The 24,668-nt window shown below is 34.6% G+C and carries 24 protein-coding genes; 21 read left to right on the forward strand and 3 right to left on the reverse strand.

Features of this window, described 5'->3' with window-relative positions; translation table 11 throughout:
• The first annotated feature begins 105 nt into the window (after positions 1–105).
• The 21 genes from CLV62_RS10195 to radA all read left to right on the forward strand — a co-directional run bounded on the left by CLV62_RS10195 (position 106) and on the right by radA (position 22,325).
• Positions 106–963: an ABC transporter permease gene (locus tag CLV62_RS10195; protein WP_185144260.1), complete on the forward strand. Its 858-nt coding sequence runs from the start codon at positions 106–108 to the stop codon at positions 961–963.
• A 19-nt stretch (positions 964–982) separates the two neighbouring features.
• On the forward strand, positions 983–2,275 hold the full coding sequence (locus tag CLV62_RS10200) for an ABC transporter ATP-binding protein (RefSeq protein ID WP_110310679.1): 1,293 nt from the start codon (positions 983–985) through the stop codon (positions 2,273–2,275).
• Positions 2,251–2,976 carry an FkbM family methyltransferase gene (locus tag CLV62_RS10205; RefSeq protein WP_110310680.1) on the forward strand — a complete coding sequence of 242 codons (726 nt, stop codon included), beginning with the start codon at positions 2,251–2,253 and terminating at the stop codon, positions 2,974–2,976. The genes CLV62_RS10200 and CLV62_RS10205 overlap by 25 nt, the downstream gene beginning before the upstream one ends.
• Positions 2,969–3,898, forward strand: a complete 930-nt coding sequence (locus tag CLV62_RS10210) for a glycosyltransferase family protein (protein ID WP_110310681.1) — start codon at positions 2,969–2,971, stop codon at positions 3,896–3,898. The genes CLV62_RS10205 and CLV62_RS10210 overlap by 8 nt, the downstream gene beginning before the upstream one ends.
• 2 nt (positions 3,899–3,900) lie before the next feature.
• A complete protein-coding gene (locus CLV62_RS10215) occupies positions 3,901–5,124 on the forward strand; it encodes a glycosyltransferase (RefSeq protein ID WP_110310682.1) in 1,224 nt (407 codons plus the stop codon).
• Positions 5,121–6,722 carry a glycosyltransferase gene (locus tag CLV62_RS10220; protein ID WP_110310683.1) on the forward strand — a complete coding sequence of 534 codons (1,602 nt, stop codon included), beginning with the start codon at positions 5,121–5,123 and terminating at the stop codon, positions 6,720–6,722. The genes CLV62_RS10215 and CLV62_RS10220 overlap by 4 nt, the downstream gene beginning before the upstream one ends.
• Before the next feature lie 20 nt (positions 6,723–6,742).
• Positions 6,743–7,636: a glycosyltransferase gene (locus CLV62_RS10225; RefSeq protein ID WP_110310684.1), complete on the forward strand. Its 894-nt coding sequence runs from the start codon at positions 6,743–6,745 to the stop codon at positions 7,634–7,636.
• 8 nt (positions 7,637–7,644) lie between these two features.
• On the forward strand, positions 7,645–8,547 hold the full coding sequence (locus CLV62_RS10230; protein ID WP_110310685.1) for a glycosyltransferase family 2 protein: 903 nt from the start codon (positions 7,645–7,647) through the stop codon (positions 8,545–8,547).
• On the forward strand, positions 8,547–9,533 hold the full coding sequence (locus CLV62_RS10235) for a glycosyltransferase family 2 protein (protein WP_110310686.1): 987 nt from the start codon (positions 8,547–8,549) through the stop codon (positions 9,531–9,533). The genes CLV62_RS10230 and CLV62_RS10235 overlap by 1 nt, the downstream gene beginning before the upstream one ends.
• A 98-nt stretch (positions 9,534–9,631) precedes the next feature.
• Positions 9,632–10,465 carry a glycosyltransferase family 2 protein gene (locus tag CLV62_RS10240; protein ID WP_110310687.1) on the forward strand — a complete coding sequence of 278 codons (834 nt, stop codon included), beginning with the start codon at positions 9,632–9,634 and terminating at the stop codon, positions 10,463–10,465.
• A 39-nt stretch (positions 10,466–10,504) separates the two neighbouring features.
• Entirely contained in the window at positions 10,505–11,416 is a 912-nt protein-coding gene (locus tag CLV62_RS10245; RefSeq protein WP_110310688.1) for an alpha-1,2-fucosyltransferase, read from the forward strand.
• Positions 11,417–11,418: 2 nt separating this feature from the next.
• Positions 11,419–12,690, forward strand: coding sequence for a glycosyltransferase (locus tag CLV62_RS10250; protein WP_110310689.1), 1,272 nt, complete (start codon positions 11,419–11,421; stop codon positions 12,688–12,690).
• Positions 12,683–13,525 carry a class I SAM-dependent methyltransferase gene (locus tag CLV62_RS10255; protein WP_110310690.1) on the forward strand — a complete coding sequence of 281 codons (843 nt, stop codon included), beginning with the start codon at positions 12,683–12,685 and terminating at the stop codon, positions 13,523–13,525. The genes CLV62_RS10250 and CLV62_RS10255 overlap by 8 nt, the downstream gene beginning before the upstream one ends.
• A 12-nt stretch (positions 13,526–13,537) precedes the next feature.
• A complete protein-coding gene (locus CLV62_RS10260; RefSeq protein WP_110310691.1) occupies positions 13,538–14,692 on the forward strand; it encodes a glycosyltransferase family 4 protein in 1,155 nt (384 codons plus the stop codon).
• Positions 14,689–15,504: a glycosyltransferase family 2 protein gene (locus CLV62_RS10265; RefSeq protein WP_110310692.1), complete on the forward strand. Its 816-nt coding sequence runs from the start codon at positions 14,689–14,691 to the stop codon at positions 15,502–15,504. The genes CLV62_RS10260 and CLV62_RS10265 overlap by 4 nt, the downstream gene beginning before the upstream one ends.
• Positions 15,501–16,424, forward strand: a complete 924-nt coding sequence (locus tag CLV62_RS10270; protein WP_110310693.1) for a glycosyltransferase family protein — start codon at positions 15,501–15,503, stop codon at positions 16,422–16,424. Before CLV62_RS10265 ends, CLV62_RS10270 begins: the two co-directional genes overlap by 4 nt.
• 35 nt (positions 16,425–16,459) lie before the next feature.
• Complete coding sequence (locus CLV62_RS10275; RefSeq protein ID WP_110310694.1) at positions 16,460–17,341, forward strand: glycosyltransferase family 2 protein; 882 nt, start codon at positions 16,460–16,462, stop codon at positions 17,339–17,341.
• On the forward strand, positions 17,338–18,156 hold the full coding sequence (locus tag CLV62_RS10280) for a glycosyltransferase family 2 protein (protein WP_110310695.1): 819 nt from the start codon (positions 17,338–17,340) through the stop codon (positions 18,154–18,156). Before CLV62_RS10275 ends, CLV62_RS10280 begins: the two co-directional genes overlap by 4 nt.
• A gap of 439 nt (positions 18,157–18,595) precedes the next feature.
• Complete coding sequence (locus tag CLV62_RS10285; protein ID WP_110310696.1) at positions 18,596–19,135, forward strand: shikimate kinase; 540 nt, start codon at positions 18,596–18,598, stop codon at positions 19,133–19,135.
• 5 nt (positions 19,136–19,140) lie between these two features.
• Positions 19,141–20,874 carry a T9SS type A sorting domain-containing protein gene (locus tag CLV62_RS10290; protein ID WP_110310697.1) on the forward strand — a complete coding sequence of 578 codons (1,734 nt, stop codon included), beginning with the start codon at positions 19,141–19,143 and terminating at the stop codon, positions 20,872–20,874.
• Between the two features lie 86 nt (positions 20,875–20,960).
• On the forward strand, positions 20,961–22,325 hold the full coding sequence (gene radA, locus CLV62_RS10295) for a DNA repair protein RadA (protein ID WP_110310698.1): 1,365 nt from the start codon (positions 20,961–20,963) through the stop codon (positions 22,323–22,325).
• On the opposite strand, the gene CLV62_RS10300 is transcribed toward radA, so the two are convergent.
• The 3 genes from CLV62_RS10300 to CLV62_RS10310 all read right to left on the reverse strand — a co-directional run bounded on the left by CLV62_RS10300 (position 22,314) and on the right by CLV62_RS10310 (position 24,534).
• On the reverse strand, positions 22,314–22,994 hold the full coding sequence (locus CLV62_RS10300) for an RluA family pseudouridine synthase (protein WP_110310699.1): 681 nt from the start codon (positions 22,992–22,994) through the stop codon (positions 22,314–22,316). The genes radA and CLV62_RS10300 overlap by 12 nt on opposite strands.
• A gap of 158 nt (positions 22,995–23,152) precedes the next feature.
• A complete protein-coding gene (fabG, locus tag CLV62_RS10305) occupies positions 23,153–23,899 on the reverse strand; it encodes a 3-oxoacyl-[acyl-carrier-protein] reductase (RefSeq protein ID WP_050709391.1) in 747 nt (248 codons plus the stop codon).
• 41 nt (positions 23,900–23,940) lie between these two features.
• Positions 23,941–24,534, reverse strand: coding sequence for a TetR/AcrR family transcriptional regulator (locus CLV62_RS10310; RefSeq protein WP_110310700.1), 594 nt, complete (start codon positions 24,532–24,534; stop codon positions 23,941–23,943).
• Positions 24,535–24,668 lie beyond the last annotated feature (134 nt).

Consider the following 24,668-nt stretch of genomic DNA (forward strand, 5'->3'; position numbering starts at 1 on the left):
TAACATGGGCGCTTTATGTCTCGGGATGATGAATACATTTTCCATAAAAGTATTATCTTTGTCGTCTGATATTAATTTATTTAATTACTTTACTAACGTATGGATATAGCAAGAGACGATCAGTGGGATATCGTCATAAAACCCAAAGAAAAGGGTATTCATCTACATTTAAAAGAAGTTTGGAGATACAAAGATTTATTGTATCTGTATGTTAAACGAGATTTTATTTCAGCATATAAGCAGACAATATTAGGACCTCTTTGGTTTTTTATTCAACCGATCTTTTCTACACTTATTTATACATTAGTATTTGGAGGTATTGCTCAAATATCAACAGATGGTTTACCTCCCATGTTATTTTATATGTCAGGTATTTTGTGCTGGAACTTTTTTTCTGATTGTTTAGGACGTAGTTCCGGAACATTTTCGGGAAATGCAGGAGTATTTAGCAAAGTGTATTTTCCACGGTTGGTTGTTCCGATCGCAGGGCTGGCTTCAGCTGTCCTTAAAATGTTCATACAGATGCTCTTGTTTTTCTCTATTTATGCATATTTTTTGTTCACTGGATCATCCATCGGAGTAACTGTTTATATTCTATTATTTCCTTTATTGGTAATTATGCTTGCCGGTATTGCGTTTGGCGTTGGTATTCTTATATCGTCCGTAACTATTAAGTATCGTGATTTAAATATACTATTTTCTTTTGCAATTGGATTGATAATGTATATAACTCCGATTATTTATCCATTGTCGGCCATTCCTGCAAAATACAGTGCTTTCAAATGGGTTATCCAATTAAATCCATTATCGTCTGTTGTTGAAGCATTCAGATTTGGGATGTTAGGAACCGGAGAACTTTCATGGGGAGGTTTGCTTTACAGCAGCATATTCACTTTTATAATTGTTTTATTAGGGATAATTGTCTTTAATAAAGTAGAGCGCCGTTTTATAGATATTGTATAATTAAAGAAGAAGAACATTTATGTCAAATATAGCAATCGAGTTTGAAAATATATCAAAACAATATCGTTTAGGTACTATAGGAACGGGTACTCTAGCTCATGACCTTAACAGGTGGTGGCATCAGGTTAGAGGTAAAGAAGATCCTTATTTACAAGTTGGACAAGTAAACGATAGCAGTGCAAAATCTACTAGTGATTATGTTTGGGCATTAAAAGATATCTCTTTTAATGTAGAACAAGGCGAAGTATTAGGAATAATAGGAAAGAATGGAGCTGGAAAATCGACATTATTAAAGATTCTGTCAAGAGTTACATCTCCAACTACAGGTAGTATTAAGGCTAAAGGACGTATTGCTTCCTTGCTCGAAGTTGGTACAGGTTTTCACGGAGAGTTAACAGGACGAGAAAACATCTATATGAATGGTGCTATCTTGGGAATGACCAAGAGAGAAATAAATAGAAAATTTGATGAAATCGTTGATTTTTCGGGAATAGAAAAGTATATTGATACTCCGGTAAAACGATATTCTTCAGGAATGACTGTTCGTCTGGGATTTGCTATTGCAGCACACTTAGAGCCTGAAATACTGGTTGTGGATGAGGTTTTAGCTGTAGGTGATGCCGAATTCCAAAAGAAAGCTATTGGTAAGATGAAAGATGTAGCACAAGGAGGAGGGCGTACGGTTTTATTTGTAAGCCATAATATGGGTTCAATCAAAAGCTTATGTACTAAGGGACTCTTATTAAAAAATGGAAGTATCGACTGTTTTGATAAAATTGATAAAACTGTTGAACGCTATATGATGTTAAATACAAATACGACGACTAATGTCGAACTTATAAAAAACAGGAAAGGTTCGGGTAGTATTATCTTTTCAGATTTCTATATTGAAAATAGCAATGGGGAAAGAGTTGATACAATTATTACAGGAGAGGATATTACTTTTGTTTTTGTATTAAAGGCGAACCAATTAAATCTCAGGAATATTGACCTAGGTTTTTCTTTACATGATGTTTATGGCGATCCCATATCCAATTTATATAGCTCTTATCAAGGGCAATTGTTTTCAACCGAAGACGAGAAATATATTACTGTAAAATGTAGTGTGGAAGATTTCCCTATATCCTCAAATATTGTATTAGTTAGAGGACTGTTAAGGTCGAAAGGTGAAATATTAGATTGGCCACAAGATGAAATAGGGCAAATTCAGATAGAACACGGAGATTTTTATAGAACAGGAGGAGTAAGAACAGATCAATGGAATGCTAAATTTTTAATTAAAGGTATATGGGACAGATCAAACAAAAGATAAAAAAAATATTTTTCGAAAATTGTCCAACTTATATTGCGAATGAATTACTGAATTATAAATACCAATATTTTAGTAATATTTCTTTCTCCCAGGTAGGTGAAGATATGGTTTTAAGTCGTTTTTTTGAAAAAAAACTTACTGGATTTTATGTTGATATTGGAGCACATCACCCCATAAGATTTTCAAATACGTATAAATTCTATTTACAAGGTTGGCGAGGTATTAATGTCGATGCGATGCCCGGAAGTATGATTCCTTTTCAACAAATACGACCTCTCGACATAAATTTAGAATTTGCTATCTCTGGAAGTTCTCAGAATCTAACGTATTATATTTTTAATGAACCTGCTCTGAATACATTTTCTAAAGAAGAAGCTGATAAAAAAAATGGATTGCGTCAATATAGAATAATAGATACAAGGGTAATAAAAACTAAAACACTGAAAGAGGTATTGGATTCATATCTACCAGTTGGTATGACTATTGATTTTATGAGTATTGATGTTGAGGGGTTGGATTTTGCAGTTTTGAAATCTAATGATTGGAATAAGTATAAACCTTCTATTGTAATAGTTGAATCTCTTGAGGGAAATTTAGATGAAATAGATAAAAATGAAATTTATCTTTTTCTTAAAGAAAAAGGCTATGAAGTTGTCGTGAAAATTTATGACTCTATGTTTTTTAAATTGAAGAATGACTGAAAAACTCGCACCCATAGTTCTTTTTGTTTATAACAGGCCTTGGCATACAAGGCAAACATTAGAGGCATTAGCTAATAATTCTTTAGCTAAAGATTCTGTCTTATATATATATGCCGATGGTGCTAGAACCAATGCTTCTGATGATGTTTTAAAAGAAGTGTATGAAGTGCGTAGAATAATAAGAGAAAAAAAATGGTGTGGTGAAGTTCATATTATAGAATCAGAAGTGAATAAAGGGCTAGCCTCTTCTATTATTGATGGTGTTACTGATATTATAAACCAATATGGTAAAATAGTAGTGTTGGAAGACGATATTGTAACTTCTGTGGGGTTTTTACAATATATGAATGATGCACTACAACTATATCAGAATGTAGATAGAGTAATGCATATTTCTGGTTTTGTTCCAGTCACTACAGGAGCTGATAGGCTACTAGAAACATATTTTTTACGATTTATGAGTTGTTGGGGATGGGCAACATGGAAGAGGTCCTGGGATCAAGTTATTCTTGATATCGACTATCTATTTAAAACGATCCCTTTGCAACGGGATTATAAAGCCTTTAACCTAAATGGTGCTATAAACTTGTATAGGCAAATAGAAGATAATTATCATGGAAATATTAATACTTGGGCTATTAGATGGTATTCGACAATCTTTCTAAAAAAAGGATTATGCCTTTATCCTCGTTATTCGATGGTGGATAACATAGGTATTGACTTAAGTGGAGAACATTGTTCTTCTCCTGATGATAGATATAATGTTGAATTAGCTAAATCTATAAAAGTAGAACCTGTAAAAATCAAAGAGAGTAAGTATGGTAAAGAATATCTGAGACGATTCTATATATTTGGAACAGATTCCTCAAGGAAAAAGCGGATACGAAACATATTATTCAGAATCTACAAAAAAATAAAATAGAAATGAAAGTTACACATATTTCGGTAGCTACTACAGGTGGTGCTGGTATTGCAGCATATCGATTACATTGTGCTTTACTAAAATATACTGATGTAGATTCGAACTTTGTTCAGCAATATAATCTTGCAAAGGAAAATCTAGGCGCTAAAGTATATACAGTTCCTCCTGTAAGTTCATTTGTACACAAAATAAAATGTCACTTCGAAATTACCCCGGAGCACCTAAACTGGAAGAATACACAAAGGTACCCTGGCGACTATGAGATTATTACGTATCCAAGGACCTCATATCGAATAGAAAATTTGGATATTTTTAAAGATACGGATATTGTGCATTTACATTGGGTTGCTGATTTTATTAATTATCCTTCATTCTTTAAAAAAATAAAGAAACCTATTCTTTGGACATTACATGATATGAACCCATTTATGGGATTATTTCATTATGAGGGAGATCGAATTAGAAATGAGGCAACATTAGGAAAGTTAGATCATAAAATTTTTGAACAAAAAATAAGATATATAGATCGTAATAAAGATATTAATATTGTATGTCCTTCTGATTGGTTAAAGAATAAATCACAAGCAAGTCTAATTTTGGGGAGATACCCGCACTATACATCGATCCCTCATGGAATCGATCTCTCTAAATATCCGGATCTGGATAGATTAATGGTCAAAGAGAAACTAGGTTTAAATAATGGATTAAAGACTATTCTTTTTGTGGCTCACGATATTACAGTTTATCGAAAAGGAATAGGGCTTCTTATTGATGCAATTAATCAATTAGATACTTCTAAATTTAATTTAGTAAGTGTTGGTGGAGGAAAAATACAGTTGAATAGTAAAATTAATTATATTCATTTTCCAAAGATTCACGATATTTCGGTTCTAAATACTATTTATTCAGCCGCTGATTTAACTGTAATTCCCTCTAGGGAAGATGTTATTACAAATGTTATGCCGGAGTCATTTGCTAATGGAACTCCTGTTTTAAGTTTTTCTAATGGAGGGATGGTCGAACACATAAAAACAGGTGAAAATGGTATACTGGTAGAAGAGATAAGTGTTAAATCTTTAATTGATAATCTTAAAGATTTTCTTGATAATAATTACTCTTTTAATAATGAGGATATAAGGAAATATGCATTAGATCACTTTTCAGAAAAATTGCATGCCGAAAAATATAAGCAATTATATGAAGATATACTAAATAAAAGGAAATGAAACTATCCATCATTACCATTAATTATAATAATGCCGGTGGTTTAGAACGAACCGTTAAAAGCATAGTCAATCAGGATTTTTCTGATTTTGAATATATTGTAATTGATGGAGCTTCGATAGACAATAGTGTTGATATTATAAAAACGTACTCCGAAAAAATAGATTATTGGGTTTCCGAACCTGATACCGGTGTTTATAATGCCATGAATAAAGGCATCAGACAAGCCAAAGGAGAGTATCTTTTATTTATAAATAGTGGAGATACGCTTTATACAAATGATGTTTTATCAAAAGTATTCGAATTTAACCCCAAGCATGATCTTGTATATGGTAATTTGCACAGAATATTTCCTGATGGTCATGAAGATATTGTAAGAATGCCTAAACATGTTAGTGTTTTGCATATGCTAAGAGCAACGTTGACACATCCTACAACATTTATAAGACGGGGCTTATTTGAAAAATATGGCTACTACAGGGAGGATCTTAAAATTGTTTCAGATTGGGCTTTTTTTCTTAAAATCATAGCTTTTACGAATAGTACTCAAGAATATATCCCCATAGTTATTTCTTCTTTTGAAATGAATGGGATGAGCAGTAATAATGCCGATCTAGTTGAAAGTGAAAGGTATAAGGTGGTTAGTGAATCTTTTTCTCCTGAATTAAATCATATTTGTTATACTCAGGAGTTATATGCAAATTTTTATAATAAAAGAGTATTCAGAGTTCTTAGAACTGCAAGAAAATTAGTCAGCGATTTTTTATCGGTAGCAAAGAAAATAATAACTCTGGGTTTCTCTAAAAAAAAAAATAAGGAATATATATACAGGGAAAGAATACATCCACTGATATGGTGTTTCAATAAAAATGTACGTAGACAAAAGTCAGATACTGGAAAAGTTCCTATTATTATTATTAATTATAACAGGCTTTCGGATCTAAAAGAAATGGTGGATTTCTTTCTAAAAAGAAATCACAAGAATATAGTGATAGTAGATAATGACTCGCAATATCCACCTCTTCTTGAATATTATGACCAAATAAAAAACACTGTGGTTGTAAAAAGAATGGATAGAAACTACGGGCATCTTGTTTTTTGGGATAACAAGGAACTGTATAGAGAATATGCCTCAGGTTATTATATTGTAACGGACTCGGACATTATACCAAATAAAAACTTGCCGGAAAATTATCTGGAACAATTAATTAAGGTTCTAGATAAATATACAAAAGTAACCAAGGTTGGGTTTGCTCTTGAAATTGATGATATTCCCGATTCATTTAGTGCAAAAGAGGAAGTTATTGCTTGGGAGAAAAAGTATTGGGAAATTCCTATAACAGATAATGTGTATGTGGCTGATACCGATACAACTTTTGCGATTTATCCTCCTTATTATGAACATAACAAGAAAACTTTCCTGAAAGGATTAAGAATCGGGGGTGATTTTACAGCACAACATAGAGGATGGTATATTGATAGTCAGAATCTATCGGAAGAGGATAAGTTTTACTTCAAAACATCAAATAATTCAAATTCGTGGAAATTAAGTGAGGATGGTATTTTTCAAGGTGAATCGGCTTATAATACCAAGACCTAATTCTTTTAATTATATTTTTAATGATATCAATTGTCATATCAACCTATAAGCCCGATAATTTCCGAAAATTTTCGGAAAATGTAAAATTAAATATTGGAGTTATTTATGAAATAATTTCAATCGAGAATCCCGGCTTAATGGGTTTATGCGAAGCGTATAATAAGGGAGCGGAAAAAGCTCAATATCCATATATATGCTTTTGTCATGATGATATTTTAATAAATACACCCAATTGGGGACAAGAAGTAATTGATGTATTTGAAGAAAATGAAAATGCAGGATTATTAGGTGTTGCAGGAGGAAGTTACAAGCCCCAGACTCCTTCCAGTTGGTTTTTTCCCGGAGATGAGAAATATGCGAAGATGAATGTAACACAAGTTTATCCTCAGAATAATGAGATTGCAAAATGTTATAAGAATCCAAATAATAAGATATTAGATAGCGTTGTTGTATTGGACGGTTGTTGGTTTTGTACAAGAACTGCTATAACAAAAGAATTTAAGTTCGATCAGGAAACCTTTCGGAGTTATCATTGTTATGATATTGATTATTCTTTGCAAGTTGCTCAGAAATATCAGAATTTAGTTACTCTGGGAATTGAGCTGGAGCATTATTCGTACGGCGATTTTACAATCGAATGGCTCGAAGAATCATTCAAACTCTATAACAAGTGGAAAAAGGTATTGCCTTATTATATTGGAGAAATTTCAACAAGTGAAATTTCTCGAAATGAATTTAATACCTTTTGCTTTATTTTAGCCAGAGTTGAGAAACATCGAAAATGTATTTTTCAACTACTAAAATTACTATATTCATATAATTTTATGAAGTTGGTAAAATGGAATAAATGGATTTTACTGAACAAGTATACTTGGGGAGGAATGTATCGCATCCTAAGAAATAAAGAAGTTTAAAATTTGCTATGGTTTCAGTAATTATACCCAATTATAATCATGAAAAATATCTTCAGCATCGGATTGATTCGGTGTTGAATCAAACATATCAGGATTTTGAGCTTATTATTTTGGATGATAAATCAAAAGATAGTAGTATTGAGATTATAGAAAAATACAGGAATCACCCTAAAGTTTCTCATGTTGTTTATAATGAGGTTAATAGCGGAACAACCTTTAAACAATGGAAAAAAGGAATAGAATTAGCCCAAGGTGAATATATTTGGATTGCTGAAAGTGATGATTATGCAGACGTTACTTTTCTGGAGAAGATAATTTCTTTAATAGAGAAAAATAATTCGGTACTTTGTTTTTCCCAATCTTATGTAATTGATGAATACGACACTATTAAGCGAAAGAGAGATGAAGTCTTAAAAACGGACTTTTGTAACCTTGATTATTTTCTTTCCAATAATTTACTTTATGGAAATGTAATTTACAATGCCAGTATGGTTGTATTCCGTAAAGATGCAATTGAAGAATCTATCTGGGAAGAATTAACAAAACTGACTTATTGCGGAGATTGGTTGTTCTGGGCAAAACTGGCAATGAATACCAGAGGAACTGTATCTGAAGTAAAAGAATATTTAAATTATTTTCGAAATCATAGCTCGAATGTTTCTAATCGGTCGGAAGTGAATGGCTTAACTTTTCTGGAAGGTTTTCCTATTTCTAAAATGATAGCTAAGAGGCAAGGTATTAAATCAGATAAACAATTTAGGGAAAAATGGTTCGCAGAATGGCAGCATTACAGATTGTATTATTTACTATCTAAAAAAACAAATTTAAAAATTCTTCTCTTATTTTTAAGGCAGCAACCTATAATCGCATTTTATGAATTTAAACGATTATTTTTGAGATTATTCAAATAATGAGTATAAAATATCCATATACGGTTTCAGTTCTTATGCCTGCATATAATGCTGCGGAGTATATCGGAGAGGCTATTGATAGTATTCTGGAGCAGACATTTAAAAATTTTGAATTTTTAATAATAGATGACGGTTCAACGGACTCTACAGCTGATATTATTGAGCAATTTAATGATACCCGGATAAAATTAATTCGTAATGAAGGGAATAAAGGACTGATTTACTCCTTAAATTATGGATTAGATATTGCTCAGGGAAAATATATTGCCCGTATGGATGCTGACGACATAGCTTTCAATACGAGATTGGAGAAGCAGGTAGAATTTTTAGAGAATAATCCCGATATATCGATTCTTGGAACGGCTTTTGTTTTTATGGGCACTTCGTATGAGATACACCATCCCAATTATAATGATGAAATACGTATTAAATTATTAGACGATGTTGTTTTTGCTCATCCGACAGTAATGATGCGTAGGGATGTTATCAATTTGAATAATATAAGGTATAATGCTGACTATACATACATAGAGGATTATCGTTTTTGGGTAGAAGCTGCCATTAAGAATGTGAAAATGGCAAATTTAGAGGAAGTATTACTGCAATACCGACAACACCCAAACCAAGTTACGAGTCAAAGGGCTCAAGAGCAGTTAGAAACAAAGCAGAGAATAAAATTAGAATATTTATCCCACTATTTTGGAGAGAATTTAACTTCTGATGAACTGATTTCTGTAAATAGATGTTTTGATATTGATTTACCTTCGAAAATATTGATTCTGGATAAGTTAAGCAAAACTAATAGGCGGCTCAATCTGTTTTATAAGAAATGTTTTGATCAATATATTGATATAATTATTTATCGGAATGTGCCTCGGGATCGATTTATCTCTCTCGGAGAATTGTTAAGAGTGATAAGGAATAATGTATCTTTGAGGTTTATAAATGTTTTATTGAAAATCAATATAAAGAAATTACTAAGATAATTTAAGGTCGAAGGCCTTTTTATGGCTTTGGCAACTATAAAATACCCGGATATAGTTATTTTGATAAAATATCGCATTAAATATTTAACGTCACTTATATGCCTAAGATTTCTCCCGTTATATCTATAATAGTTCCCTGTTACAATCAGGCGGAATATTTACCCGAAACTTTGCAAACGGTTTTGGAGCAAGAGTATATCGATTGGGAATGTATTATTGTGAATGACGGATCACCCGATAATACGGAAGAAGTTGCATTGGCATGGTGCCGGAAAGATGATCGGTTCAAATACCTGAAAAAAGAAAACGGAGGGCTTTCAGATGCCCGAAATTATGGAATTAAACATTCTACAGGTAAATATATACTACCTCTTGATTCGGATGATAAAATATCGAAAGATTATACCATCGAAGCAATTGGTATTTTGGAAAAAGACCCGTCCGTAAAACTTGTGTTTTGCAGAGCAAAGCTATTTGGGGTCCAAAATGAGGAATGGGATTTATTGCCGTATACATATGATAATATGTTATTTGTGCGTAATTGCATTTATTGTTCCGCCATTTATAAGCGCTCCGATTATGACCTGACAGCAGGTTATAATGTGAATATGATTTATGGTTGGGAAGATTATGATTTCTGGTTAAGTCTGCTCCGTCGTGAGGATAAAGTGGTGAAACTGGATAAATTTCATTTCTTCTATCGGACAAAAGATGTATCGATGCGTACGTTAATAAATGAAGAGAAAGAGCGTTTCTTAAGGCTTCAAATATTTAAAAATCATATGGATATTTATCTGGAATATATCAATCCGATAGAAATGTACAGTGAATTAAAGAGGTATAAACTTATTGAAAATTCATTACAATATAGAATCGGCGGAATCATACTGGCTCCACTCCGTTATATTCATCAATTATTAAAAAAGAAATAAGGTCTCAGACCTTTTTATTGCCACTTAATATGTTTTGGTATGGTTTATATAGAACTGAACGGGCGGATTGGGAACAATCTTTTTCAGATAGCCGCAGGAGCTTCTTATGCTAAGAAATATAACCTGAACTATAGGGTTGTATGTCATGATGGTTATTTTTTGCCTGAACCTGACAACTGTTATATAAAAGATTATATAAAACAATTTAAAGATAATATCTTAAGGAATATACCTATTCAAGAGGGACGACCTCAGGAAGAGTGTTTTTATTATTATGATATTGATTTTGTATACAGAGAGATACCGTATCATGAAAATATTCTGCTGTATGGTACTTTTCATTCCTATAAATACTTTGATAAGGAGTTGGTTAATAGCTTGTTCGAGATTTCGCCAAGTGAAAAGGAATATATTCTGAACAAATACGGAGATATATTATCAGAGGATGTGACCTCCATACACGTTCGCAGAGGCGATTATTGTAAACAACCTCATAGGTATGCAGTTGCATCGATGCCTTATTTTAATAAGGCGATAGATTATATAGGGCGTGATAAGAAATTTCTGATTATTAGCGATGATATTGAATGGTGTAAAAAGAAATTTAAAGGAGATAATTTTTATTTTAGCGATAACGAAAAGCCGATTATCGATTTATATATTCAGATGCTATGCAAGAATAATATTATAAGTAACAGTACTTTCAGTTGGTGGGGAGCGTGGCTGAATCCTAATTCCGATAAAGTGGTGATATACCCTGATCCTTGGTATGGAAAAACTTTTAGTAATTATAATACAAAAGATTTAATACCTCTCGATTGGATACGCACGGAAAGTAAGTTGTCGTGGGGATTATATCTTTTAGCTATAAGCTTGAACTTTAAGGAAAAGGTTCAAAATTTAGCACCCAAATCGTTGAAGGAAAAAGTGAAGAAATTTTTGAAGAGATAAGTATGAAAATTGTAACGCTAAGCACTAAAGATTCTTTTGGAGGAGCTGCACGTGTTGCATTTCGTCTCCACGAAGAGATTAATAAGAAGGGTATTGAGGATATCCTTTTGGTTAATAGCAAAAGAACTTCATGTAAAACAGTGCATCTGGCCGAAAATTACCATGATCCGCAAAATCGTATCGTTGGTTTTCTGAATAAATATAAGCTTAAGCTTCAAGAAAAGAGAAGACGTCTTATTTGGGGAGGCTACCCTGATATGCAAAATAAAATACTCTCGGATATTGCAATTTCGCTATTGAAAAACTCATTGGATAAATTGGATTTCGATCTGGTTCATATGCATTGGGTAGGGGAGAGTTATGTCGATTTTACGGAATTTTCGAACGTAACGAAGCCTATAATCTGGACAATACACGATTGTTTCTCATTTACAGGATTATGTTCGTATTTCGAAGATTGCGACAAATATAAAACACATTGCAATGCTTGTCCTCAATTAGGATCAACTAAAGAAAAAGACTTAAGCTACAAGGTATTTGAGATGAAGAAGAAGAGGTATTCTTCGCTCCGTTTTCATATTGTAAGCCCAAGCAGGTGGCTTGCGGATGCAGCTAAAGGTAGCTTGTTGCTAAATAAATATCCTGTAACAGTTATTCCCAATGGTATTGACACTTCTGTTTTTGCTCCCATGAATAAGGAGGAAGCAAAGAAATCATTATCTTTAGATACAGCAAAGAAGACTATTCTTTTTGGGGGAATATCTGCAATGGCAGATCCCCGAAAAGGCGGAGAGTTGTTGATGGAGAGTTTAAAAATATTGTCGGGAATGTATTCCGAAGATGAAGTAGAATTGCTTATATTCGGGTCAGAGAAGCGTGATGATTATCAGTTTAACTTTCCTGCCAAGTTTTTAGGATATGTAAGTGGAGAAGCCGACTTAGCTTTGGCATACAATGCAGCGGATGTTGCAATTGTACCGTCTACACACGAAAATTTTCCGAATACGATTCTTGAAAGTTTATCTTGTGGAACGCCTGTTGTGGCATTTAATATCGGAGGAAATCCCGATATGATCGACCATCATCAGAATGGGTATTTAGCAAAGCCTTATGATACAGGTGATTTGACGGTTGGTATTGTTTATTGTCTTAGTCATAACGAAGATAACAGTCTTAGTTATAATGCCCGGAAAAAAGTATTGGATAACTTCAGGATAGAAGATATCGCCAATCGATATATAGAATTGTACAAAGAAATTTTAGCCAATGAATAACAAAAAATGTCTTATTTGTGGAGGCGAAAGCATAAAATTGTTTTCGGCAAAAGTGTTACATAAATACGATGTCGATTATCATAGATGCACTTGTTGCGGTTTCATTCAGTCCGATACTCCGTATTGGTTGGACGAAGCTTATAGCGATGCCATTACCTCTATGGATATTGGCTTGATATATCGTAATCTGGTATATTCGTCAGCAGTGGAGAATGTAATAAAAAGTTCGTTCGACTATACTAAAAAATTTCTTGATTATGCAGGTGGCTACGGAATGTATGTCCGTTTGATGCGTGATAAAGGATTTGATTTTTATTGGGACGATAAATATTGTGATAATCTGTTTGCCAAGTATTTTACATTGGAGGAATTGGAGCCGTCACCTAAATTTGAGGCTGTTACCGCTTTCGAGATTTTTGAACATTTAGCAAATCCTTTGGAGGAAATAGAGAAACTATTCACTTATTCGGATTCTATCATTTTTTCGACCGAATTAGTCCCCGATAAAGAAGTCGCAAGTACTAACGATTGGTGGTATTTTGCTCCCGAGGGAGGTCAGCATGTCAGTTTCTACACCAAACAGGCATTTGAAGTTATTGCGGGTAAATTCTCCTGTAATTTTTACTCTAATGGAAAAGACCTTCATATTCTGACTAAAAAGACATTGAAAAAGAATCCATTGGATTATACACGAACTTTCTGGGATAAAGTAGCCGATCGTTTGATTGGTATATTACGCAGAAGTAAAAGTAATGCTCCTGCTGCCGTAAATTTAGGTAGTAAGATTCCTCAGGATGTGCAATATATACGTAAAATTGTTCATAAAGAAGATTAAAGGTCTCAGGCTATGAAAGTATTATACGATCATCAGATATTTGAACATCAACGTATAGGCGGTGTATCTCGCTATTTCGCTGAGATTATCAGGCACTTGCCTGCTGGTGTTGAAGCTGATGTATCTGTACAGTATGCTTTCAATGAATATCTGAAAGGTTTGAATATCCCTTTTGAGTGGAAAGATCAGTTAATTTCTTATTATTCTTTTCTTCCGAAAATAAATTTTAAAGGTAAAAAAAGACTGTATTCGTTTTTACAAGAGAGGTTTCCTGAGAAATATCCTGATTTTTATAAGATTAATGAAGCAAGAACCATTGATAAGCTCAAAAAAGGAGATTTCGATGTTTTTCATCCGACTTTCTTTGGCGATTATTATCTCGATCACTTAAATGGTAAGCCTTATGTGCTGACTGTACATGATATGATTATCGAGTTATATCCCGAATTTATAAATAGTCCGCAATTTATTAAACGAAAGAAGAAGCTGGTCGATAATGCAGCTCATATAATTGCAGTCTCGGAAAATACAAAACGAGACATTATAGACGTATTCGGAACTTCAGCCGATAAAATATCGGTGACATATCATGCCTCGTCTTTGGTTGACGGAGGTCATAAACCCGAAAATTTGCCGAAGAAATATCTGCTGTATGTAGGGGACAGGCGTTTGGGGTATAAGAATTTCAGTTTTTTCATTGCAGCTATACAGCCGATCTTGTTGGAAAACAAAGAATTGTGTGTTGTTTGTACAGGCGATCATTTTACTTCGGAGGAGAACAAATACTTTGAAGCATTGGGGATAAAAGACCAGCTCAAAATTATATTTGTGAATGATACGCAACTATTTGGATTGTATAAATCTGCTGAAATGTTTATATATCCATCTTATTATGAGGGTTTTGGTATTCCGATTTTGGAAGCATTCCAAGCTCAATGCCCTGTCGTTTTAAGTAATGAGAGTTGTTTTCCCGAAGTTGCAAGAGATGCGGGTGTTTATTTTGACTCTAAATCGCCCGCCCGGTTAAGACAAGCAGTGTCGAGCTTGTTGAACAACAAAGAATTGAGGCACGATATGATAAATAAAGGCACGCAACGCTTACAAAATTTCTCTTGGGAAAAGAGTGCTTTGCAGACTGTCGAAATATATAAGGAAGTACTTAGATGAAGAAAGTATCCATAATAACCATATCGTACAACAATGCGAAAGGATTGCTGCGTACGATTGAAAGTGTAGTTGGGCAAACGTATACCGACTACGAATATATTGTTATAGATGGAGGTTCTACGGACGAAAGTAGAGAGATAATAAACTCTTTTTCGGATAAGATAACCTATTGGGTAAGTGAACCCGATAATGGCGTATACAATGCCATGAATAAAGGTATTGCGGTTGCTAAAGGCGAGTATCTTCATTTTCTTAATTCGGGTGACAGCTACGCCTCGGAAGATGTTTTGCAGAAAACATTTTCGAGAGAATATATAGAACCTCTGCTTAGAGGTATTCAAATATGCGATTATGGTACTCACCAAATTAAATGGGAGAATCTGGGTAATCGTCAAGTGACTCTATATGATATGTTTGTAAATACGATGTTGCATCAGGCTACATTTATCAGACGCGATATGTTTGAGAAATACGGACTATACGATGAGACTCTGAAAATAGTATCGGATTGGAAATTTTTCTTTCTAACAATATTGGGTGGAGAACATACAGCTTTCCTCGATCTGGATGTTGTTATCTTCGAAATGGAAGGTATCAGTACCAATAAAACACACGGAGAATACCATTTAGAAGAACGCAGGCAAGTTATAAAAGAGCTGATGCCTCATAATCTGTTAACAGATTACGAAAGACTTCGAATGTTGGAACAGGAGGCTTATATTCCTAAATTTATAAAGTCAAACAGATTGATTTATTGTTCTTTCAGAGTGTTATACAAACTATTTAAACCTATAAAAATACACCTTTTATGACTCTAGCACCAATCGTTTTGTTTGTTTATAATAGACCTAAACATACAGAGCAAACGTTAATCGCTTTGATGAAGAACGATTTATCGAAAGATAGTATATTGTATATATATGCAGATGGTCCTAAAGCGGATGCCTCGGAAGATGATTTAAAGAAAATAGCAGAAGTCAGGGCTTTAATCAAATCACAGCAATGGTGCGGAGAAGTCCACATAATAGAGTCGGACCGTAATAAAGGATTAGCCGATTCTATCGTAAAAGGAGTTACCGAAACGGTAGATAAATACGGAAAAGTTATTGTTGTGGAAGATGACATTGAAACCAGTGTAGGCTTTCTGACATACATGAACGATGCTTTGAATTTGCACGAGAACAACGAGAAAATAATGTCTGTTGCAGGATTTATGTTTCCTATAGATTCGGAAGGATTGCCTCATACCTTTTGTTTTGATGCAGGTACTTGCTGGGGATGGGCTACTTGGAAACGTGCATGGAAATATTTCGACGTTGATATTGAGCGTATATATAACCGGTTGGAAAATGAAAATGTGGACTGGCGTAAATTCAACGCTTTACAGGGAACATCTTATCAGGAGCAATTGATGTATAATGTAAGGGGCACACTCAAAACATGGGCTGTAAAATGGCAGGCAGCAATTTACCTGAATAAGGGAACTGCTTTGCATCCGCGTCAAAGCTTAGTGAAAAATCTGGGATTTGACGGGTCGGGCATGAATTGCGATGATAATGAAGTGTATCGTAATATGTTAATAGCAGATTATATAAAAGTTGAGCCTCTAAAGAACATGTATAGCAAAGAAGCTCACAAAAGGCTGAAAGAGTATTTTCAAACGCCTACGGACAGATTGTATCGGCTGAAACGAATTGTATGGAGAATACAACGGGCAATAAAGCATAAGTGAGAATCATAAACATGACTTGAATATTGTATATCAGAATGAATAACTACCCTAAAATATCAATTGTTACACCTAATTATAATCAGGTTAAGTATCTGGAGGAAACAATACTGTCGGTATTGAATCAAGGGTATCCTAATCTCGAATACATAGTTATAGACGGAGGCAGTACCGATGGTTCTGTTGAAATCATCAAGAAGTATGCCGACCGATTAGCATATTGGGAAAGTGTACCCGACAATGGGATGTATGATGCTATACGTAAAGGATTCGAGAAATCGACAGGCGAGGTTATGGCATGGATCAATTCGGATGATATGTATCAATCCAAGTCTTTTTTTACTGTAGCAGAGATATTCGGAAAGTATAGTCAGGTTAACTGGTTATTGGGATTTCCATCTATATATGATGCCTTGGGACGTATTGTCGAATGTCCGCATACATTACGTCAATGGTCTAAGTATGACCTGTACATTGGTCAATACCAGTGGATACAGCAAGAATCGGTATTCTGGCGCCGCTCTTTATGGGAGAAAGCCGGATCGAGAATAGAATCTTCACTGAAATATGCAGGAGATTTTGAATTGTGGTTCAGATTTTTCACATACGAGAAATTATATGTGACCACTGCTATATTAAGCGGTTTCAGAATGAGGGATGGCGAACAGCTTTCCATGAAACAAAAAGATGCTTATGATGCAGAGATCAAATCTGTATTGGCTGCCAGAGTATATACAGAGGAGGAGAAATCTATTTTAAAGCGATACAATAAGAGGAAAAAACAATTCTTATTTCTGTCAAAATTCAAAATATTTAATGCTAAACTGATTCTTGATAAATTTAAATTGGATAATTTCGGATATCCGGAGGTTATATCTTTCGATCGCCATGAACAATGCTTTAAACTTGGAAGTCAATGAAAGTATCGATTATCACTATTAATTGGAATAACAAAATAGGATTGGAGCAGACCATAAAAAGTGTCTTATCCCAATCGTTTATTGATTATGAGTTTATTGTAGTTGATGGAGGGTCTACCGATGGAAGTGTTGAAGTAATACAGGAGCATAAAAATAATATCCATTATTGGGTAAGTGAATCCGATTCGGGTATTTATAATGCCATGAATAAGGGTATTTATACAGCTCTGGGCGAATATTGTTATTTTCTTAATTCGGGAGATGTCTTTGCGTCCGATGATGTTTTGACAGATATTTTCAGACACGATCTTGAAGACAATTTTGTGTGTGGCAATATAATCTGGGATGAGAAAGGAAAGCTCCGAAAAGATGACAGTTACAGGCATCGAGATTGGTTATTTTCATTGTATGATATTTATTCAGGGTTTTTATGCCATCAGGCTTTTCTGGTAAAGAGAGAAATGTTTGACGAATATGGGTATTATGATGAGAGTCTTCGAATTATGTCCGATTGGAAACATTTTTTGATAGCGATAGGTATTAATCACGAAAAGGTGCAATATGTCGATGTGGATATTGCAGTCTATAATACCGATGGTTTGAGCAGTACTATAGGTGGTAAAGCTATTCTGGCAGAGAAGCAGAAGGTAGCTCAAGAAGAACTTTCCGAACAAGTTTATAAAGAGATCGACAGGCTGTATTATTTATCCAGAAATGGTTTTGTAATAGACTTTGTTCATTCAAAAAAATGGATACATTTTCTATTTAAGGTTTTCTTAAAGATTTGCACAACTTTGAAATTAACAAAACTATAAACCTACAAAGATTTTTAAAGCTTTTGCGTTCCTTATAAATATGCGAATCAGAAGTTGAGTTTATCTATAAGAAAACTGATCAGTCAACAATCAACAGTTATGAATAAAAAGTAACAACAGAAGAGAGAATATAAGACAGTGAAAAAGTGTCACTTTTGTTACCTTTGTAACCTTTTAGGTTTTTAATTTCTGATTAACAGGTGTTTGTGGGATTCTCAAAAGTGACATTTTTTAGTTATTTACAGGTTACTTTTGTTACCTTAATTGTTTACTTTTTGTAACTTATGAGTCTTTACGAAAGAATTATTCAACTCTTGATTGGCATAATCGACAAAACTATAAGATTATAAAGTAGCTTAAAGTTTTGTATACGTTAATAATATTCGTTTATAGATAGTTTTTCCAATAATTATTTACTTATTTTTGTAAAAAGCATTTTATGACACGTATTTTCTTAATCGGATATATGGGCGTCGGTAAAACTACAGCAGGCAGGGAGTTAGCAAAGTCTCTAAACCTGGAATTTGTAGATTTAGACCATTTTATCCAAACCAGATATAATAAAACAATCAGCCAATTATTCGAGCAATTTGGAGAAGAGGGTTTTAGAGAAATAGAAAATAAAATATTGAAGGAGGTTGCCGATTTCGAGGATGTTGTTATCTCGACAGGAGGCGGTGCTCCTTGTTTTTATGACAATATGGAGACAATGAATGCAGCCGGAACTACTGTCTATATGAAAGCCAGTCCGGAATTGTTATCCGAAAGGTTGGATTTGTGTAAAGAAAAACGTCCTTTGATTAAGGATAAAAACAAAGAAGAACTTTTGTTGTTTATAAAAGAAAATCTAAGTCGAAGAGAGCCTCACTATAGTCAGGCAAAAATTATCTTCGAAGCTGATGAGCTAGTAAATAGAGAGGATGTAGATAAGTACGTTCTTCTCATAATTGACAAAATAAATAATACACAAATACTTTAAGAACGATGATTAATAAACAGATTCTTATCATATTAGTTTCTCTGATATCCAGCTTATCGGTTTTTAGTCAGATCAGTGAAGGTGGAACTCCTCCCAGTTTCAGATATAAGAATAGTACACGATCGGCCCTTTCTGTTTCTCAGGTTCCGGTTAACTTGGATATAAGTCGCTTGACATGGGAAGATGAAATGGTTGAGCAGAGAAAAGATGCTCCTCTTCGAATAGCTAAAGTGATCCCTGTAAATATTAATATAGATAGTATCGGGAGTTGGACTACATTTAGCGATTCTGTAAAGATATGGCAACAGGTAATTGAGGCTGAAGGCGCTCAGGGATTGATCTTAGGTTATAAAGATTTTTATATTCCGGAAGGTGCAAAGCTATACGTATATAATGAGGATCATTCCCGGATACTTGGAGCATATACACGTAATACACATCCACAGGGAGGTAAGTTTGCGTCTGAAATTATAGCAGGTGATAAAATAACTTTAGAATATGTTGCCTCTACAATTTCGAACGAATCTCCTCGCATTGTAGTTGAAGATGTTGGATATGTGTATGGTGATAACTTTAATACAGCACTAAGGGCTTTGCCTACCAGTCCGCCCCGGATTAATTCTTCTCAAAGTTGTATGATTAATGTAAATTGTGCAGATGGAGCTAATTGGAAGGATCAAAAAAGAGGTGTAGTACTTTATCAGGTTAAGCTTGGCGGTAATTGGTTTGTCTGTTCGGGTAGTCTGGTTAATAATACTAAAAGGGATGGTACTCCATATCTATTAACAGCTTCACACTGTTTCAACACCAATGGTATTGTAGAATACGAAACAATTGTGGTTTATTTTAATCATGAATTTCCGGGATGTGAAAATGAAGATGTATTCCCTGTGACAAGCAGAACATTGGTAGGTACTGACCTTCTTGTTCAGATGCCTCTTGAAAGAATATCAGGTGGTATACAAACACATGGGTCTGATGGTGCTTTATTAAAATTGAAAAATAATATACCCTTAGAATATAAAGTCTTTTTTAATGGCTGGGATAGAAGAGATGTGGCTGCATCGTCGGGTGTAGTTATACACCATCCTAACGGAGATGTGAAAAAAATAGTAACTTTTTTGCCGCGTGAAGATTTGAAAACCCCTGTAACGACAGAGACCTATAGGGGAGGTTCGGGGTACAATGGTGCAACAAATGGTTTTTGGGGAGTTTTTTATGATGGGCGTAGTGCTACCCAAGGTGGTTCTTCCGGGTCTCCTATCTTTAGTCAGAATGGTCTGATTGTTGGTACTTTAACCGGAGGTGTAAATACTACAGACTACTGTTTATATCGAAATTCACAAGAATATTTTGGCAAGTTCGGTTATCATTTTGATTATCTCGAGGATGAGAGTATGCAAATGAAAAAATATCTGGATCCTATAAATGAGGGAACTCTCTACCTTCGGGGCTACGATCCGAATAATCCTTTAGGGATAGAAGAACCAAAGATTGACAACAGCCCTCAGGAACTTGTCGTTTTTCCTACTCTGGCAGATAATGAAGTAAATATTAATGCAAATTCAATCATTCGGACTATTAAAGTGTATGATCTGAATGGACGTCAGGTATATTCTAAATCAGGGTATAATGCATCGACAACCACAATTTCGGTTGATTCATGGACGAAAGGGGTTTATTCTATTTTGGTTCAAACCGAATCTAAGAAACTATCCGGCAAGTTTATAAAGAAATAAGCATTAATAACCTTATTTCTGTTTTAATAAAGGAGATCTTAAAAAATGGGTCTCCTTATCATTTTACTTAATTCGATCTATAAATAATGGCTAAGACCAAATCAGTATATGTTTGTAGTAATTGTGGTAACGACTCAGCTAAATGGTTGGGAAAATGCCCTATCTGTGGAGAATGGAATACTTATGTAGAAGAGCTTATAGCCAAAGAAAGCGGAAGCAGGCGCACTGATACACTATTCGACTCTCCGAAGGCCAAACCGATTTTATTGCAGGATGTAAAAACGGGTGAAGAGCCTCGTTTGGATCTTAATGATGGTGAACTTAATCGCGTTTTAGGAGGAGGCCTAGTACCCGGTTCTTTGATTCTTTTAGGAGGAGAACCCGGAATTGGAAAGTCAACCCTTATATTGCAAACTGTACTAAACTTAGATTCTCTGAAAACATTGTATGTATCGGGGGAGGAGAGTGTACGCCAACTTAAATTGAGAGCCGATCGCATAAACGAAAAGAGTCAGAACTGCTATATTGTTTGTGAAACAAATCTGCAACAAATTTTTGTTCATATACAAAACACAAAACCGGAACTGGTTGTAATAGATTCTATTCAGACCATATTTACGGAGGGAATTGAGTCTTCTCCGGGAAGTGTAGCTCAAGTAAGAGAGTGTTCTGCTGCTATTCTGAAGTTTGCAAAAGAAACAAGTACCCCTGTAATACTTATCGGTCATATAAATAAAGAAGGTAGTATTGCCGGTCCTAAAGTCTTAGAGCATATTGTTGATACAGTATTGCAATTTGAGGGCGATCAGCATTATATGTATCGTATTCTGAGAGGTATAAAGAACCGATTTGGTAGTACTGCCGAATTAGGTATATATGAGATGCGCCAGAATGGATTAAGAGAAGTTAGCAATCCTTCGGAATTGTTGTTGACTCAGAATCATGAAGGCTTGAGTGGTGTGTCTATTGCTGCTGCTATTGAAGGCGTACGCCCATTTTTGATTGAGACGCAAGCCTTAGTGAGTACAGCCGCTTATGGAACGCCTCAGAGGTCTGCTACGGGCTTTGATAGCCGACGGATGAATATGTTACTTGCAGTTCTTGAAAAACGAGCAGGTTTTAAATTGATACAAAAAGATGTATTCCTAAATATTGCAGGAGGGTTGAAAGTGAACGATCCTGCGATAGATATGGCTGTGATAAGCGCTGTCTTATCTTCGAGCCTTGATATTGCTGTTGAAAGACATGTTTGTATGTCAGGAGAAGTAGGTTTGTCAGGAGAGATTCGTCCAGTCAATAGAATTGAACAGCGTATATTAGAGGCAGAAAAATTGGGCTTTTCTAAGATTCTTATACCTCACAATAATCTGAAAGGATTTACTGCGAAAGTAAATATTGAGATTATTCCTGTAAGAAAAGTTGAAGAAGCATTCCGCCAATTATTTGGATAATTGGGCTTCAAAAGCTTTCCATAGGTTATCTTCTGGTACGGGTGCGGTTATTTCTATCAGCTCTTGAGATACAGGATGAATAAAACTTATGCTGCGAGCATGTAGACTTATACCTCCGTCAGGATTTGATCGGTCGGCTCCATACTTTAAGTCTCCTTTTATTGTACATCCCATTTTTGCTAATTGGCAACGTATTTGATGATGACGCCCTGTTTCCAAATCAACTTCTAGGAGATTATATTTATCTGATTGAGCGATTAGCTTATAATGTAGAATAGCTTTTTTAGAATCAGGCTTTTCTGTATCATAGGCATACGATTTATTTTGCTTTTCGTTCCGAACCAGATAATTGATTAATGTCCCTTCTGGCTCTTTCGGAGTGTTTTTTACAATAGCCCAATAAGTTTTCTTTATTTCTTTATCCTGAAACATTTTATTTAGACGAGGAAGAGCCTTGCTTGTTTTTGCAAATACAACGATTCCGCTAACAGGTCTATCCAGACGATGCGTTACTCCACAGAATACATTCCCGGGTTTGTTATATTTTTCCTTAAGCCATTCTTTCACTATTTCAGAAAGAGGCTTATCTCCTGTTTTATCGCCTTGTACGATTTCCGAAACAGTTTTATTTACAATAATGATATGATTATCTTCGTATAGTACAGTCATAATGTTTGGGACAAAAAATAAAGACGCAAAGTTAATTAAAATCTTTGCGCCTTTTATATTATGTGAGTGAAATGTCTCTCTCGAATATTATTGCCGTATTTAATAAAACTGATATAAGATAATCTTACTAGCTAAAGCAATAAAATTGGGTTGTGATATTACATATTCATACCGCCACAAACAGGAATTGCTTGTCCGCTAACATAAGATGATAGATCAGAACCTAAGAATACTGCTACATTAGCAACATCTTCGGGAGTACCTCCACGACGAAGTGGAATTTGTTCTGCCCATTGTTTTTTAACATCGTCAGATAATGCACCTGTCATTTCGGTAATAATAAATCCTGGACAAATACAGTTTGCACGTATTCCTCTTGAACCTATTTCTTTTGCAATAGATTTAGCAAGACCAATCATACCGGCTTTTGATGCTGAGTAATTAGTTTGACCAGCATTTCCTGAAAGACCTACAACAGAACTCATGTTGATGATGCTACCCGATTTTTGTTTCATCATTACAGGTGTAATAGCATGGATGAAGTTGAATGCCGATTTTAGGTTTACATTGATAACCAGATCCCATTGTTGTTCAGTCATACGCATCATAAGACCATCACGAGTGATACCTGCATTGTTAACCAAGATATCTACTTTTCCGAAATCGGCTACGATTGCATCCACTACTTTGTGTGTATCGTCGAAATCCGCAGCATTTGATGCATATGCTTTAACTTTAACGCCTAAAGCAGCTATTTCTTTTTCTGTTTGTTTTGCATTATCATCAACAGCTAGATCGGTGAATGCTATGTTTGCACCTTCTTGTGCATATTTTATTGCTATTGCTTTTCCGATACCTCTGGCTGCACCGGTTATGATCGCTGTTTTTCCTTCTAAAAGTTTCATAATCAAATATTAAATTACTCGTGAATATTTATTTTGTTGATTCAGTTTTTGTTCTTTTTGATTCCTTGAAAAATAAGATGCGATATATTGAGATAACGTCTCTTATTATCTGAATCTTTAGGATTGATGAGTCCTCTTATATAAGGAACTTCTAATCCTCTAAGGGCATTGTGTACTATCTCCGCCGTAAAGTCAACATCGGGCATCGAGAGAGTACCTTCGTCTACTCCCTTTTGTAGTATTTCTTTGAGGATTTCGGTTTCTTTTCTGTCGAATGTTTTGCGAACATTCTGTACACGCCAGATATCTCTGAAGAAATCGGCTCTAAGGTTTCCATTTCGTGCTACAACATTCTTTACAGCATCGAGACGAGTATAAAAAAACAGCATTAATTTTTCGTCAGCGGGAAGATCTTTTTCGACTACGGCTTGGAGTGCTTTGATCATCTTATCGAGCTCGGATTCTACAACCGCTTTATATACCTCATTTTTATTATTGAAATAAGTATATAAGGTGCGACGACCTTTATGAGAAGCAACGGCAATGTCATTCATAGTTGTATTATCGACACCCAGCTTAGCAAATAATTGCCGGGCGACATCAATCAACATATTTCTTGTTTTGGTTATTGCCATATTCTATAAAACTGCACAGTCCTTTATTTTTTGTGCAAAAATAACACAAAATATTCAGACTTGATTAGTTCTTTCTTTTTTAATTATAAATTTTTTGAAGCTGTGAAGTTCTTTCTTCTGCTAAAATAGGGGCT

Source organism: Indolivaga alginatilytica (genome assembly GCF_003201355.1).
Lineage (GTDB): Bacteria > Bacteroidota > Bacteroidia > Bacteroidales > Dysgonomonadaceae > Dysgonomonas_A > Dysgonomonas_A alginatilytica.